This window comes from Rhizobium nepotum 39/7, from assembly GCF_000949865.1.
Taxonomy (GTDB): Bacteria; Pseudomonadota; Alphaproteobacteria; order Rhizobiales; family Rhizobiaceae; genus Agrobacterium; species Agrobacterium nepotum.
Genome location: NZ_JWJH01000001.1, coordinates 254603 through 268563, shown reverse-complemented (window position 1 = coordinate 268563; position 13961 = coordinate 254603). Strand labels below are relative to the sequence as shown.

14 protein-coding genes are annotated in these 13961 nt (G+C 60.0%); 6 read left to right on the top strand and 8 right to left on the bottom strand.

Features of this window, described 5'->3' with window-relative positions; translation table 11 throughout:
* The first annotated feature begins 7 nt into the window (after window positions 1–7).
* Entirely contained in the window at window positions 8–196 is a 189-nt protein-coding gene (locus RS75_RS01200) for a hypothetical protein (protein WP_045016557.1), read from the top strand.
* A gap of 84 nt (window positions 197–280) precedes the next feature.
* Here the strand turns inward: RS75_RS01200 and cydX are convergent, their stop codons facing one another.
* The 7 genes from cydX to RS75_RS01165 all read right to left on the bottom strand — a co-directional run bounded on the left by cydX (window position 281) and on the right by RS75_RS01165 (window position 8613).
* Window positions 281–403: a cytochrome bd-I oxidase subunit CydX gene (cydX, locus tag RS75_RS01195; protein WP_045016556.1), complete on the bottom strand. Its 123-nt coding sequence runs from the start codon at window positions 401–403 to the stop codon at window positions 281–283.
* 27 nt (window positions 404–430) lie between these two features.
* Window positions 431–1588 (bottom strand): cytochrome d ubiquinol oxidase subunit II, encoded by a 1158-nt coding sequence (gene cydB / locus RS75_RS01190; RefSeq protein ID WP_045016555.1) that lies wholly within the window; start codon window positions 1586–1588, stop codon window positions 431–433.
* 6 nt (window positions 1589–1594) lie between these two features.
* A complete protein-coding gene (locus tag RS75_RS01185) occupies window positions 1595–3172 on the bottom strand; it encodes a cytochrome ubiquinol oxidase subunit I (RefSeq protein WP_045016554.1) in 1578 nt (525 codons plus the stop codon).
* A 69-nt stretch (window positions 3173–3241) separates the two neighbouring features.
* The gene (locus RS75_RS01180) at window positions 3242–4933 is read right to left on the bottom strand and encodes an amino acid ABC transporter ATP-binding/permease protein (protein WP_045016553.1); all 1692 of its coding nucleotides are present in this window, start codon (window positions 4931–4933) and stop codon (window positions 3242–3244) included.
* Window positions 4930–6708 (bottom strand): thiol reductant ABC exporter subunit CydD, encoded by a 1779-nt coding sequence (cydD, locus tag RS75_RS01175; RefSeq protein WP_045016552.1) that lies wholly within the window; start codon window positions 6706–6708, stop codon window positions 4930–4932. The genes RS75_RS01180 and cydD overlap by 4 nt, the downstream gene beginning before the upstream one ends.
* 17 nt (window positions 6709–6725) lie before the next feature.
* Window positions 6726–7301 carry a GbsR/MarR family transcriptional regulator gene (locus tag RS75_RS01170; RefSeq protein WP_045016551.1) on the bottom strand — a complete coding sequence of 192 codons (576 nt, stop codon included), beginning with the start codon at window positions 7299–7301 and terminating at the stop codon, window positions 6726–6728.
* A 280-nt stretch (window positions 7302–7581) separates the two neighbouring features.
* A complete protein-coding gene (locus RS75_RS01165; RefSeq protein ID WP_045016550.1) occupies window positions 7582–8613 on the bottom strand; it encodes an L-idonate 5-dehydrogenase in 1032 nt (343 codons plus the stop codon).
* A gap of 219 nt (window positions 8614–8832) precedes the next feature.
* Between RS75_RS01165 and RS75_RS01160 the strand changes: the two genes are divergently transcribed.
* The 3 genes from RS75_RS01160 (at window position 8833) to RS75_RS01150 (ending at window position 11625) form a co-directional block, all read left to right on the top strand.
* A complete protein-coding gene (locus RS75_RS01160) occupies window positions 8833–9588 on the top strand; it encodes an SDR family oxidoreductase (RefSeq protein ID WP_045016549.1) in 756 nt (251 codons plus the stop codon).
* 43 nt (window positions 9589–9631) lie between these two features.
* Complete coding sequence (locus RS75_RS01155; RefSeq protein ID WP_045016548.1) at window positions 9632–10525, top strand: NAD(P)-dependent oxidoreductase; 894 nt, start codon at window positions 9632–9634, stop codon at window positions 10523–10525.
* A 113-nt stretch (window positions 10526–10638) separates the two neighbouring features.
* Window positions 10639–11625, top strand: a complete 987-nt coding sequence (locus RS75_RS01150) for an aldose 1-epimerase (RefSeq protein WP_045016547.1) — start codon at window positions 10639–10641, stop codon at window positions 11623–11625.
* Between the two features lie 18 nt (window positions 11626–11643).
* On the opposite strand, the gene RS75_RS01145 is transcribed toward RS75_RS01150, so the two are convergent.
* Entirely contained in the window at window positions 11644–12105 is a 462-nt protein-coding gene (locus RS75_RS01145) for an Lrp/AsnC family transcriptional regulator (RefSeq protein WP_045016546.1), read from the bottom strand.
* A 168-nt stretch (window positions 12106–12273) separates the two neighbouring features.
* Between RS75_RS01145 and RS75_RS01140 the strand changes: the two genes are divergently transcribed.
* On the top strand, window positions 12274–12987 hold the full coding sequence (locus RS75_RS01140) for an aspartate/glutamate racemase family protein (RefSeq protein ID WP_045016544.1): 714 nt from the start codon (window positions 12274–12276) through the stop codon (window positions 12985–12987).
* The gene (locus RS75_RS01135; RefSeq protein ID WP_045016542.1) at window positions 12988–13758 is read left to right on the top strand and encodes a class II glutamine amidotransferase; all 771 of its coding nucleotides are present in this window, start codon (window positions 12988–12990) and stop codon (window positions 13756–13758) included.
* Window positions 13759–13961 lie beyond the last annotated feature (203 nt).

The following is a 13961-nucleotide window of genomic DNA, read 5'->3' as shown; positions in this document are numbered from 1 at the left end:
AGACGCGATGGACGACTATTCAAGCTTGCGAGAGCAGATCGGCCTGGACCTCGACACCCTTCACGGGACAGACAACCCGAAGTCGATTTTTGAGATTGCCGACGACTATCTTCTGGGAAATCCAAATCTCAAGAGAGCGCTGGTCGAAGACATCATCAAGGAAGAAGCGGACAAGCGCGGCATCGCGATCCACTGAAGCCGCGCGTCACAAGCACGGCATTGACCAAAAGGGCGGCGTCCGGACCGGATGCCGCCCTTTTTTGCCCTGTGCCCCGAGGCGTCATTTTTCCGGCTTTACCTCGGCCTTTTTGGCGTTTTCTTCCATCAATTCATACCACATGGCGTTCATGACGGCGAAGATGGCGGCGAGAGGCAGGCCGAGCAGCCAGGCGAAATACCACATGTTCGATCTCCTTCTGTTTGTTCGATATTAATAGGCATGGCCGTTGTCGTCGCGGATCGCCTTTTCATCCACCTTGCCCCACAGCACATGATAGACCCATGACGTATAGGCGACGATGATCGGGATGAAGATGAGGGCGACGACCAGCATGATGAACAGCGTCAAGTGGCTAGACGATGCATCCCAGACCGTCAGGCTCGACTTCGGATCGACCGAAGACGGCAAGATGAAAGGGAACATCGTAAGCCCGACGGTGGAGATGATGCCGAAAATGGCGAGCGAGCTGGAAAGCAGCGCCAGCACCTCCCGGCCAAGCCTTAACAACAGGAAGGCGACAAGCGGAAAGGCAAGACCGAGCGCCGGCGCCAGCATCATCCACGGATGGGCCGCATAATTGGAAAACCAGGCGCCGCTTGCGACCTCGACCGTCTTTGACAGCGGGTTGGACGGGCCGTCGGTTACCACTTCCGAGGTGAAGCGATACCCATCGATACCGAGCCACAGCAGGACGCCGCCAAGTGCGAAAAGAACGGTGGTGGCGAGTGCGGCAACGCTGCCGAAACTGCGGGCGCGGGCAGCAACCGGGCCTTCGGTCTTCAGCACCAGCCAGGCCGCGCCGTGCATCACCAGCATGGCCACAGAAACAAGACCGCAGAGAAGGCCATAGGGGTTCAGAAGCTCGAACAGCGTCGTACCGTCGTAGAAAATCCTGAGGTCGTCATTAAAGTAGAAGGGAACGCCCTGCAGGACATTGCCGATCGCCACACCGAAGATCAGTGCAGGAACGAACCCGCCGATGAACAACGCCCAATCCCAGGCGCTGCGCCATGCCGTGCTTTCGCGCTTCGAGCGATATTTGAAACCGACTGGCCGAAGAATGAGCGCAAACAGGGTGGCGAACATCGCCAGATAAAAACCTGAAAACGACACCGCATAAAGCGGCGGCCAGGCGGCGAAGATCGCACCGCCGCCAAGGATGAGCCAGACCTGATTGCCTTCCCAGACCGGGCCGATGGAGTTGATGACGACACGCCGCTCGATATCGGTCTTCGCAACGAAAGGCAGCAGCGCGCCTGTGCCAAGATCGAAACCGCCGGTGATGGCAAACCCGATCAGCACCACGCCGAGCAGCAGCCACCAGATGACACGGAGGATTTCGTAGTCGATGAGTTGATGCAATATCATGATCGTTTACTCCGCAGCGACGAGTTTTTCAGGAACGAGCGGCGCTTCCGGCTCTTGGTCCGGATCTGGCCCCTTGCGGATCGCCTTCAGCATCAGCCCCATCTCGACGATGAACAGCACCGTGTAAATGGCGATGAAACACAGAAGCGTAATCAGAACCGTCGAAGCACTGAGGCTGGAAACGGCCGCCGCCGTCGGCAGCACGCCCTCGATGATCCACGGCTGGCGACCGAATTCCGCAACCACCCAGCCCATCTCCGCAGCAATCCACGGCAGCGGAATGGCGAAGACGGCCACCTTCAGCAACAGCGGATAGTGATCCAGCCGGCGGCGGGCCGAGAGATAAAAGAAGGTCGCCGTCAGCACGATAAAGAACAGGCCGAGACCGACCATGATGCGGAACGCCCAGAACAGCGTCGGCACATGGGGAATGGTGTCGGCAGCCGCCTTGGCGATCTGCTCTTCAGTTGCCTGGCGCGGATCGTCGACATAACGTTTCAGCAGCAGGGCATAACCAAGCTCGTGGCCGAGTTCGGCAAAGGTGCCGCTCACCTCTTCGGGCAATTGTGCGCCCTTGCCGTTGGCCCGTATCTGCATCAGCGCATCATAGGCCTTGATGCCGTCGCGGATTCGGGTTTTTGCCAGTTCCACGAGATCGTTGATGCCGGGGATTTCCGTGTCGAGCGAGCGCGTACCAATAAGGCCCATCACCCACGGGATCTTTACCGCAAAATGCGTCTCGCGCGATTCCTGGTCCGGAAAACCAATGGCCGTAAAAGGTGCCGGCGCCGGTTCCGTTTCCCACATGGCCTCGATCGAGGCGAGCTTCATCTTCTGGTGTTCGGTCGAAAGATACCCGCTTTCATCGCCGAGCACGACGACCGACAGCGCCGACGCCAGACCGAACGAGGCGGCGACCGTCATCGACCGCTTGGCGAGATCGACATGGCGGCCTTTCAGCACATACCAGGCGGAAACGCCAAGCACGAAGATGGAAGCGGTGACATAACCCGCAGAAACCGTGTGAACGAACTTCGCCTGCGCCACCGGGTTCATCAGAACCGCGAAGAAATCCGTCACTTCCATACGCATGGTCTGGGGGTTGAAGGCCGATCCCGTCGGGTTCTGCATCCAGCCATTGGCGATCAATATCCACAGCGCCGAGAAATTCGAGCCGAGCGCCACACACCATGTCGCGACCAGGTGGCCGAGCTTAGACAGCTTGTCCCAGCCGAAAAAAAACAGACCGACAAAGGTAGCTTCCAGGAAGAAGGCCATCATTCCTTCGATCGCCAGCGGCGCGCCGAAAATATCGCCGACATAATGGCTGTAGTAACTCCAGTTCATGCCGAACTGGAATTCCATGACGATGCCGGTGGAAACGCCCAGCACGAAGTTGATGCCGAATAGCGTGCCCCAGAATTTCGTCATCTGCCGCCAGATCGCGCGGCCGGTCATGACGTAGACCGTTTCCATGATGGCGATCACCACCGACAGTCCGATCGTCAGGGGAACGAATAGAAAGTGATATAAAGCGGTAACCGCGAATTGCAGGCGCGACAGCGCCACGATGTCGAGTTCCATGTTTTTACCCCACCTTTCAGGAAAGGCCGGCCTTCTGTTACGAAACGGCGCCGGCCCTGAAAAAATCACTCAGTCCGGACGCAATGTTTGCAGCATTACGTCGTATTCCGGGGTGCCGCTTTGACACTGATCAAGTTGGCGCCCGTCTTTCAGCACGATGATCCGATCAGCAAATTCAGCCTCACGGCGATTATGGGTGATCATCACGACAGTCTTGCCTTCCGCCCTGGAAAACAGCCGGCCCAGCACGTCACGGGCGGTGTTGCCATCCAGCCCTTCCGTCACCTCGTCGAGAAGCCAGAGCGGTTTGTCACGCAGCAGGAAACGGGCAAGGGCGAGCCGCCGCGACTGACCGCCGGAGAGACCCTGCCCGGCCTCGCCAAGCTTAGTGTTTAGTCCGGCGGCCAGGGTTTTGACGTGTTCGCCAAGGCCTGCGGCATGTAAGGCATCCCACAATTCGCGCTCGATCGCTGCCGGTTTCGCCAGCCGCAGATTGTCGGCGATGCTATCTCGGAAAAGCTGGCTTCGCTGCGTCATGAGGCATGAGGGCAAAGCGCTGACCGTGCCCGCCACCGGCTGCAATTCGCCCGCCAGAAGCTGGATGAGGCTGGTCTTGCCCGCGCCGCTCGGCCCGACGATCGCGACCGTTTCTCCGGCGGCAATTGCAAGGTCGATATTTGTCAGGACCGGATTTTCGTTGCCGTCCCGCTCCAGCCGCACGCCATGAAGCTCAGCCGCCATGCCCGAAGCAGGCAAGAGCGGATGGCGGTCCGCAGCCTCGGCAGAAAGACGCGGCGCGATGCGCCTTGCCGAAAAAAGCGTGCGTCCGAGTTCCATTGCACCACGGCGGAGCGCCGTGAAAGGTTCCAGCGCGGCGAAACAGACGAACAGACCGAGGGCTGCGGCTGGCGCGTCGATCGCTCCCTGTTCCGCGAGCCATGCCATGCCGAGAAGGGTCACACTCAAAAGGACTGCCGCAGAGATACCGAAGGAAAAGCCGGCATTCGTTTCGATGCGGTTCAAGCGATCGTCACAGGCAAGCAGATAATCGTCGGCACGCTCCACCTCCGCAACCTGCGCGGAGAGACGGGAGGTCGTCAGCAATTCCACCTGCCCGTTGACGAGATCCGCCGTGCGGGCGCGAAGCGCTTCAAGCCCGATTGCCCGGCGGCGCGAAAATTTTTCCGCCCGCAACGCCGATCGTACCAGAATGCCGAGCCCCGCCGCTATAAGAAAGGTCGCAGCCAGAACGCCTGCAAGTGGATCGAGGAAGGCAAGCCCGATGCCTGTCGCAATCGCGGCGAGGACCGCGACGGCTACGGGAACCAGCACGCGAAGATAGAGCGAGTCCAGCGCGTCGATATCCGCAGTCAGCCGGTTCAGCAGGCGGGCGGGCCTCGCTTCCAGATGTTTCGCCGCCTGGGTGACCGCGAAACCCCGAAACAGCTTTTCCCGAAGCGCCGCCAACACAGAAAGCGTCGCCTCGTGGGTGCTCATGCGTTCGCCATAACGGGCGGCGGTGCGCGACAGCGCCAAAAGACGGATCGCTGCAGATGGCGCAAAAACATCAAACGCAAACGCCGTTACGGGCAGAAGACCGGCAATCGCCGTCGCAGTAATGAACCAGCTGGAAACCCCGAGAAGACCGATGCCCGCCAGCACCGTCGTTGCCGCCAGCGCCGCTCCGGCAAGCAGCATGCCGCGACGCGCCGTCCAGAACAGGGCAATGACAGGTTTCAATGCGGCCAAACGCGCGATCATGACTGCCCCCTCGAATGGATCGTCGTCATATCCACGACCCTGTCCATGCGTGCCGCGAGCACAGGATCATGGGTTGCGACGATCAATGTCCTGCCCTTTGCGAGTTTCAGCAGGTTTTCCGTGACGAGCGCAGCCGTCTCGCGGTCGAGATGCGCCGTTGGTTCATCGACCAGAACAAGCTGCGTTGCGGGATCGGCGAAAGCACGCGCAATGGCGAGGCGCACCGCCTCCCCGCCCGAAATGCCATAACCGCCGTCTCCGATCGGCAGATGCCGGCGTGCTTCCGATAATGTGTCCAGCCCGGTGTGGCTCAGCGTCTCCTCGACCATGCCCTCGCTGACGCTGACACGGCCAAAGCGAATATTCGCCTTCAGCGAACCGGCAAAAAAGAACGGCTTCTGGCTGACCCAGCCGATTGTCTTGCGCAGTCCATCGGCACTCGCATGATCGAGCTTTACGCCGCCGATCCTTATTTCGCCGCTGCCAGCCTCGACCAACCCAGCGATCAAGGAGAGTACAGTGGACTTACCACAACCGGAAGACCCAAGAATAGCAACTGTCTCGCCCGGCTGGACCGTAAGATTTAGATTTCGAATGACGGGCGGAGCATTCGGATAGGCGAAGGAGAGATTATCCAGCTCCACCAGACCCGGCACCGGGAATGGGGCGGAGACGACATCCTTACCCTCGCCCACGATGGCCGTGCCACACCGCGTCAATGTGCCAAGCGCGCCAAGTGCTGCCTCGCCGGATGCACGGTCGTGCCAGACTGCCGAGAGTTCCCGCAGAGGCTCGAAAAAGGCGGGCGCCAGAAGCAGGACGAACAGTCCTTCGGCCAGCGTCAATTTCTCGCCCCAAGCACCGAAATTGAGAAAACCGAGCAGATGGAAACCAATATAAACCGCTGTCATGGCAACCCCGAGTGCTGCGAAAAGCTCCAGCACCGCCGAGGACAGGAAGGCGATCCGCAGCACCGCCATGGTCCGCTTCTTCAGGTTTTCAACATCGGTGCGCAGGCGTCCGGCTGTCAGATCGACGGCCTCCAGTGCGCGGATCGTTTCCAGCCCGCGCAGGCGATCGAGCAGGAAAGCATTCATGTTGCCGGTCTCGGCCAGCTGCTTTTCGCTCGCGGCCTTCGCCTGCCAGCCGATCAGCGCCATGAAAAGCGGAATGGTCGGCATGGAGAGCAGCAGCACCAGCGCCGCGACCCAGGTGAACGGCAGGATCGCCAGTACGAAAACCAAGGGAACGATGGTGGCCTTCATCCGCGCCGGCTGGAACCTTGAAAGATAGGGTACCAGCGCTTCCGCTGCCTCGGCGATAACGCTTGCCGCTTCGCCGGATGCCGTACGCGACAGATCGAGCGGCGACACCTTCGCCACGGCATGAAGCGCTTCCAGCCGCCGCCGCGAAAGGGCGACGCGTGCAGCACGAAACGACAGTCTCGCCGCGATCCTTTCCAGCCATGCCTTGACGAGGCCGAGAATGAGGACAGCGACAGCCGCCGGCAGGATCGCTATCACCGGTTCCCCGTCAGCGATTTTTCCGACCGAAAAGGCCAGCAAACCCGCCTGCGGCAGCCAGAGCAGAGCCGGCAGCACATGCAGTAGCGCAACCGATCTTCCCACCGCCGGTGCCTTTGTCATTTCCGCTTTTCCAACCCCCTTTTCACCGGAGGCGTTCCCGAAGAAATGCTGCCGCGCCGCGCTGGGCGGAACCGTTTCAGGCGCGGGACAGTCTGCGCCATCGGCCGAGTGACGAATGTGTGGGGACATGCTCACGGCCAATCTCCTCACTTGCCCTTCGTGCCACGGGGTCTGCCGAGAGAGACGATCCTGTCCTTGGCCTCCAGCAGCTTCGTGACTTTCGAGCCGAGCGCCAGCAGTGACGCCAGCCTCTCCGTTTCCAGCCTCTTCACATCGTCATACCAGCCGGTGAGCTGCTCGATCAGCGTTTTCATCTCATCGATGCGCTTTTGCGCATGCCGCTCCTCTTCGTTCTCCGGCGTCTCCATAAGGATTTCGCGAAGCACGCTGAGTGTCGGGTCGATCTCGCGCTTCTTGCGCTCCTCGGCAAGGGTGCGGAGAATTTGCCAGACATCCTCCGGTGTCGTGAAAAAATCGCGTCGGTCGCCGGGGAAATGCTTGAGAATTGCAAGGTTCCACGCCTGAAGTTCCTTCAGGCTCATCGACACATTCGAACGGGAAATGCCGAGCGCCTCGACGATGTCGTCCGCGCAGAGCGGCTGCGGCGATATGTAAAGCAATGCATAGACCTGACCGACCGTGCGGTTGATGCCCCAGCGGCTGCCCATCTCGCCGAAATGTAGCACGAAGGACTGAACGAGCGGGGAAAGATTAGCCGGCATTTCTGTGCTTCCTGTATTTTCAGTAATTTCTGAAATTTCGATAAAGCAAAAAACGTCTGACGACAAATCACCTTTTTGACCTGCGTCAAAATGTGCAATCGGTTGAGATGCCGTCTAGTGACCTGAGGTCGGATCCGTCCAGCACTCTCTGAAACGGATCATGATATCGATAACATCGCCGACGAATTGTCATGAGCGGAAAAGTCGCGCATAAAAAATCGGCGACGGAATAATCCGCCACCGATCAAAACATCCGCACTCTCGCATTCGGAAATAACGCTTACGAAAAAGCGATCTGCACTTTCATGGCGCGGCTGCGGTCGGAGGCGAATTCGAAGGCCGAGATGGCGTCGTCGAGATCGACAGTCTGGGTGATGAACGGCTTAACGTCGATCAGCCCCTTGCGCATCAATTCGACGCCGGTCGCGAATTCCTCATGAAAACGGAAAGAGCCGCGCAGATCCAGCTCCTTGGCGGTGATCGCCATCATCGGCAGGCTCATGTCGCCGCCAAGCCCGAGTTGAACGATGATACCGCGTGGCCTGAGCGCCGCAATTCCACCCACAAGTGCAACGGCGGCACCCGAGCATTCGTAGAGAACGTCGAAGGTCCCCTTGTTCGCGCCATAAGCGGCAAGCGCATCGGGTTCATTCTTGCTGTTGATGACGCGATCCGCGCCCGCCTCTCGCGCCTTGGCGAGTGTGAAATCGGAAAGGTCGGTCGCGACAATTTCAGCGGCACCGGCACGGCGCGCAGCAAGAATGGAGAGAATGCCGATGGGGCCGCAACCGGTGACGAGAACGCATTTTCCCAGCAAATCCCCGGCGCGGCGGGTGGCATGCAACGTTACCGCCAACGGTTCCGCCATTGCCGCCTCGCCGGCGGTCAGGCCGTCGGCCGGAACGCATTGCAAGGCATCCGCCACGAGAACCTCGCGGAAAGCGCCTTGAATATGCGGGAACGGCATGGCGCTGCCATAAAAGCGCATGTTGAGGCACTGATTGTGCAGGCCTTCCTGGCAAAAGCGGCAGGTTCTGCACGGGCAGGACGGCGAAACCGCGACCAGACCGCCGACCTTCAGACCCTCGACGCCTTCGCCGAGTTCCTCGACAATGGCGGAGACCTCATGCCCCAGCACCATGGGTTCGCGAAGCCGCACCGCGCCGAAGCCGCCGTGATTGTAATAGTGAAGATCGCTGCCGCAAATTCCACCCCGGACCAGACGAAGGCGCACCTCTCCCGCCCCCGGCGCTTCCTCGGGCCGCTCCTCGATGCGCACATCCTTTGCCCCATGGGCGACAATCGCTCTCATAAATATCTCCGTTCGACATCACGCCTGTCCGGCGCGACAAGACAATCCGCATCCCAATCAGTACCGCCGGCCGCGCATTTGCGCGCCTTGCAGCCTCCTCACGCGCCCGGTCCGTACCGAAACCGGGTGTTTAAGCCTTGACATTCACGTCTGAAAGGGATGAATGTTATCGATAACATATACTGACATAAAAGCATTGTCGAGAGACTGGAGGAAACAGTGGGCCTTAATTTGTTCGATCTTTCCGGCCGCCGCGCCCTGATCACGGGTTCTTCCCAGGGCATCGGCTTCGCGCTGGCGCAAGGGCTGGTGGGGGCCGGGGCCGAAGTGGTGCTGAATGGCCGCGACGAAGCGAAGCTGAAGGCAGCCGCCGCCGGCATCAAGGGCGCCAAAACGCTCGCCTTCGACGCCACCGATCATGAAGCGGTGCGCAAGGCCATCGACGGTTTCGAGGCGGAAGTCGGCCCTATCGATATTCTGGTCAACAATGCCGGCATGCAACACCGCACGCCGCTGGAGGATTTTCCGGCTGACGCCTTCGAGCGCCTGTTGCAGACCAACATTGCCTCGGTGTTTCACGCAGGCCAAGCCGTCGCGCGCCACATGATCGGCCGTGGACGCGGCAAGATCATCAACATTGCCAGCGTGCAGACAGCGCTCGCCCGTCCCGGCATCGCGCCCTACACCGCCACTAAGGGCGCTGTCGGCAATCTGACGAAAGGCATGGCGACGGACTGGGCCAAATACGGCCTGCAGTGCAACGCCATTGCGCCGGGTTATTTCGACACGCCGCTCAACGCAGCTCTGGTGGCTGACGAGACCTTCTCGGCATGGCTTGAGAAACGCACACCGGCCGGCCGCTGGGGCAAGGTCGAAGAGCTCGTCGGCGCCTGCATTTTCCTGTCGTCCGATGCCTCGTCTTTCGTGAACGGACATATTCTCTACGTCGACGGCGGCATCACCGCCTCGCTTTGAAGACGCCGCAACCACGACGCTTTGGGAGGAGACCGTGAGCACCATGACCGAGAAGAACAAAATCGCGTTGATCGGCGCAGGCGCCATGGGCGGAGCGATCGGCACGCGGCTGATCGAGACCGCCAATGAATTGACGGTTTTCGACCTGGACCCGGAAAAGGTGGCGGTTCTCACCAGCCTCGGCGCTCAGAGCGCAAGCACCGCAGCGGCAGCGGCTTCGGTCGCCGATGTGGTGATCCTCAGCCTCAATTCACCGAAAATCGTCCGGCTGGCCGTCTTTGGCAAGGATGGCGTGGCGGCGGGCGCAAGGCCCGGCACGCTGATCATCGACATGTCCTCCATCGATCCGGAGGCGACGAAGGAACTGGCGGCCGACGCTGCCGAAAAGGGGCTGCGCTGGGTGGACAGCCCGCTTTCCGGCGGTGCGCCCAAGGCGCTTGTCGGGCAATTGACACTGATGGCCGGCGGCACGGAAACGGATGTGGCCGATGCCTATCGCGTGCTGCGGCATGTCGCCAGCAACTATACCCATATGGGGCCTAGCGGTGCTGGCCAGACGACGAAGCTCATCAACCAGGTTCTCTGCGGGCTGAACTTCCTTGCCGTGGCGGAAGCGACGCAGCTTGCGCTGGATGCGGGCGTCGATGCCGCCAAAATCCCGCAGGCGCTGAAGGGTGGCAGGGCCGACAGCGCCATCCTTCAGGAATATATGCCAAGGTATGTGGCGAAGGATTACCGCCGCACCGGCCGCATCGATAACATGGTCAAAGACCTGAACGGCGCGCAGGATCTGGCCCGACGCACCAATACCGCCATGCCGTTGACAGCGGTTTGCGCCGAGGTGCACCGCATGCTGACGGCGGCGGGACTGGGCGGTGAGGATCAGGCCGCGCTGATGGAATTTTTCAGCGGCGCGAAGCGGACCTTTCCGGACTGATTTCCGCCACGCTGGCCATTGCGAAATGTTCCCGCAGCGAGGATGATCTGGCGAATCGGCGGAGCGGCCGACCAGATCACCGCAGACATACGCATGCAAAGGACCATTTCCCGATGACCACCTCCACGACAGGCGCGGGAATTGCCGGTCTCACCATTCATGGCAAGGATTTCAGCGCCGAGATCGCTTACGAGGGGGCGACCCTTCTCAACTGGCGACCACTGCTTGCAGATGGCAATGAAGGCGAAAATCTTGTCGACGGATATTCGACGCCCGCGGAATTGCAGTCACAAAACGGTGTAAGAAACGGCATTCTCGCGCCCTTCACCAATCGCATCCCGGATGGCCAGTTCCGCTTCGGCGTGGAAATGCATCGCATCGAGCCGGTGCTTGCCCATGAAGACCTCGTCTTCCACGGATTTGCCCGCGCCCTGCCCTTTATCCTGGACCGGTCTTTCGAGGAAAACGAAGCGCATGTCCTCGTCTTCCGGACGGAGATATCGCCCAGCGACTTCAAGGGTTATCCCTACCATCTTGCGATCGAGGTGGAATACCAGTTCTCCGGCCACGCGGTCACCATCGACATACGCGGCATCAATGGCGATGATCGGCCGCTGCCCTTTGCTGCCGGCTGGCACCCTTATTTCCGGCTGCCTGGCCTGGTGTCCATCGACGATCTCCATCTGACGCTCCCGTCGCGAACGGCAATCGAGACGGACGCAGATTTGATACCGCTGCCCAACGGGCAGGCAGGCATTCTCAAACGCGATGACGCGACGTTTCTTTCCGCCGCACCGCTCGCCAGCCATGTGCTCGATGTTTGCTTCACCGATTTGATCGCATCTGAAAACGGGCTTTACGAGACGCGGATGGAGAACCGGCAGGACGGATCGAGCCTGACGGTTTGGCAGGAGCGTGGCCACATGCATGTCTTTACCGGCGATACGCTTGCCCGCGACAGACGAAAATCCATCGCGCTCGAACCCGTTGAAACGCCCACCAACGCCTTCAATCAGCCCGGGCTTGCCGCTGCGCTCACCCTCCAGCCGAGTGAGACGCGGAGTTTCCGCTTCGGTTTCCGTTTCGAAGCGGCGCGCTGAAAAGCCAAACGGACCCTGTCAGATATGTGTCGTCGGCAAGGAAGACGACAGCTTCACCGTCTCCATCGAGATATAGGCGGACATGTCGTAAAGCTCGACCCGCCTCAGGATCTGTTTGTAGATCGTGTCGTAATATTCGACATTCGGCAGCACCAGTTTCAGAATATAATCGAAATTCCCGGTCAGCCGGTGAACCTCGACGATCTCCGGTATGGTGCTGACGGCGGCATGGAACCGGTCCAGCCAATCCTCGGCATGCAGGCCGGTTCTCACAAGCAGGAAAACCGTGGTCGGCAGGTTGATTTTCCGCCGGTCGAGCAGCGCCATCGTGCCCGTTACATATCCTTCCGAACGTAGCCGCGTGATGCGGCGCGAACAGGCGGAAAGCGATAGCGACACTTCATCCGCGATATCGGCGAGCGGCGTTTCTGCATTTTCCTGGAGAATCGCAAGGATTCGGCGGTCTCGGTCATCAATCATCCGTCAAGAATGCACCTGTTACGACAATGACGCAAGAAATTTGCGTATTTTTCATAGATAACGCGGATAGTTTGCAAAACTATCTCCAAACGCCCCGAAAAACGCGCGCCGTTTTCATCGCGGCAATGGCATTCTTGTTTTCAATCAAATTTGAAAAAGGGAACTGTGATGAAACGGATCGGCCTTATCGGCGGCATGAGCTGGGAATCCACTGCAACCTATTACCGGATGATCAACGAGGCCGTGCGCGATAGCCGCGGCGGGCTGGTTTCGGCAGACATCGTCATGCATTCGCTCGATTTTTCTGAAGTTGTCGCCCTTCAGAAGGCCGACCGCTGGGATGAGGCTGGCGCGCTTCTGGGTGCTGCCGGCGCACGCCTTGCCACGGCCGGTGCGGATTGCGTGCTGATCTGCACCAACACCATGCATCTCGTTGCAGAAACCGTTGAAAAAATGTCGGGCGTCGCCCTGATCGACATCATCGATGAAACCGCCGCCACATTGAAGGCGGACGGACGCCGCAAGCCGCTTCTGCTCGCCACCCGTTACACGATGGAACACGGCTTCTACACCGATCGCATGCGCCGCCATGGCGTCGATGTGGTTGTGCCGGATGCGGACGACAGGGCCGCCATCCACGATATCATCTTCGGGGAGCTGTGCCAGGGCGAGATCAAGTCGTGCTCGCGCGAGCGCTATCTGTCGGTCATCGAGAAAGCCCGTGCGCTCGGCGTCGATTCCGTCATTCTCGGCTGCACCGAAATTTCCCTGCTGATCGATCCCGACGCCCTGCCTTTGCCGGGCTACGATTCGACCGCCATTCATGCGAAGGCCGCTGTCGGCTTCGCGCTCGGAAGCAAGGCCCTGAACAGAGCCGCATGAATGTGCCGCCTCTTTGCCTATTCCGGTAAACCTGTCTGGCTCGACAGTCTTCTGATCGAGCCGGAAGCATCGCTGGTCAGCCAGTCCATGGCCGCGAGGGAAGCGAAAACCGTCGTCAATGGCGACGGTTGCGGCCTTGGATGGTATGGCGAGCGGGGAACGCCCGGCGTTTTTCGCGATACCAGACCCGCCTGGTCCGACGCCAATCTGGCCGCGCTTTGCCATCAGCTTCGCTCGGGCATGTTCATGGCCCATGTCCGCTCCGCCACATCAGGCGAAGTATCCCGCGCCAATTGCCATCCGTTCGCACGCGGGCAATATCTGTTCATGCATAACGGCCAGATCGGCGGTTACGAGCAGATCAGGCGCGATATTGATTCCCTCATTCCCGACGATATCTATGCATCCCGGCGCGGCACCGGCGACAGCGAAGCCATCTTCCTGATCGCCGCCGGCCACGGCCTCGATGCAGACCCGGTCCGTGCCATTTCCACCGCGTTGCGCCTCTGCCAGGAAAAGATGATCTCGGCGGGCGTATCTTTGGCCCTGAGATTCAGCGCCGTGTTGATGGATGGCGATTGCCTGCACGCCTTCCGCTGGTCAAGCGATGACAAGCCACCGACGCTTTACTGGCGCGGACTCGATGAGGGCATCGCGCTCAGTTCGGAACCCTTTTCCTTCGATTGCGCGCCCTGGTGCGCCGTTCTGCCGAATACCCGTGTGACGATACGCGCCGGCGAAATGACGACGGAACCTTTTTTTCCGGCATAACGGGTATTTCATTATGATCGAGGGCCGGTTCCACACCGTAGCCGCCACTGGCTCGTGCAGCGTTTGGCGCCACCTCGTTTATTTTCATTGAATTTTCTTCGCCGCGAAGGCTAGTGTGTGAGCCGATAGACCGAAACAGATTTCAGGACCGGTGAACCATTCAGAAGTGTTGCAGCCCCTCTCCCTTTCATGAACGATGTCCA

Bases quoted from the DNA above. Each gene is read 5' to 3' on its own strand.
- RS75_RS01185 (WP_045016554.1), bottom strand. From the start codon at position 3,172: ATGGAACTCGACATCGTGGCGCTGTCGCGCCTGCAATTCGCGGTTACC.
- RS75_RS01140 (WP_045016544.1), top strand. From the start codon at position 12,274: ATGAAACGGATCGGCCTTATCGGCGGCATGAGCTGGGAATCCACTGCA.
- RS75_RS01165 (WP_045016550.1), bottom strand. From the start codon at position 8,613: ATGAGAGCGATTGTCGCCCATGGGGCAAAGGATGTGCGCATCGAGGAG.
- RS75_RS01200 (WP_045016557.1), top strand. From the start codon at position 8: ATGGACGACTATTCAAGCTTGCGAGAGCAGATCGGCCTGGACCTCGAC.
- cydX (WP_045016556.1), bottom strand. From the start codon at position 403: ATGTGGTATTTCGCCTGGCTGCTCGGCCTGCCTCTCGCCGCCATCTTC.
- RS75_RS01170 (WP_045016551.1), bottom strand. From the start codon at position 7,301: ATGCCGGCTAATCTTTCCCCGCTCGTTCAGTCCTTCGTGCTACATTTC.
- RS75_RS01180 (WP_045016553.1), bottom strand. From the start codon at position 4,933: ATGATCGCGCGTTTGGCCGCATTGAAACCTGTCATTGCCCTGTTCTGG.
- cydD (WP_045016552.1), bottom strand. From the start codon at position 6,708: ATGTCCCCACACATTCGTCACTCGGCCGATGGCGCAGACTGTCCCGCG.
- RS75_RS01145 (WP_045016546.1), bottom strand. From the start codon at position 12,105: ATGATTGATGACCGAGACCGCCGAATCCTTGCGATTCTCCAGGAAAAT.
- RS75_RS01155 (WP_045016548.1), top strand. From the start codon at position 9,632: ATGACCGAGAAGAACAAAATCGCGTTGATCGGCGCAGGCGCCATGGGC.
- RS75_RS01135 (WP_045016542.1), top strand. From the start codon at position 12,988: ATGTGCCGCCTCTTTGCCTATTCCGGTAAACCTGTCTGGCTCGACAGT.
- cydB (WP_045016555.1), bottom strand. From the start codon at position 1,588: ATGATATTGCATCAACTCATCGACTACGAAATCCTCCGTGTCATCTGG.
- RS75_RS01150 (WP_045016547.1), top strand. From the start codon at position 10,639: ATGACCACCTCCACGACAGGCGCGGGAATTGCCGGTCTCACCATTCAT.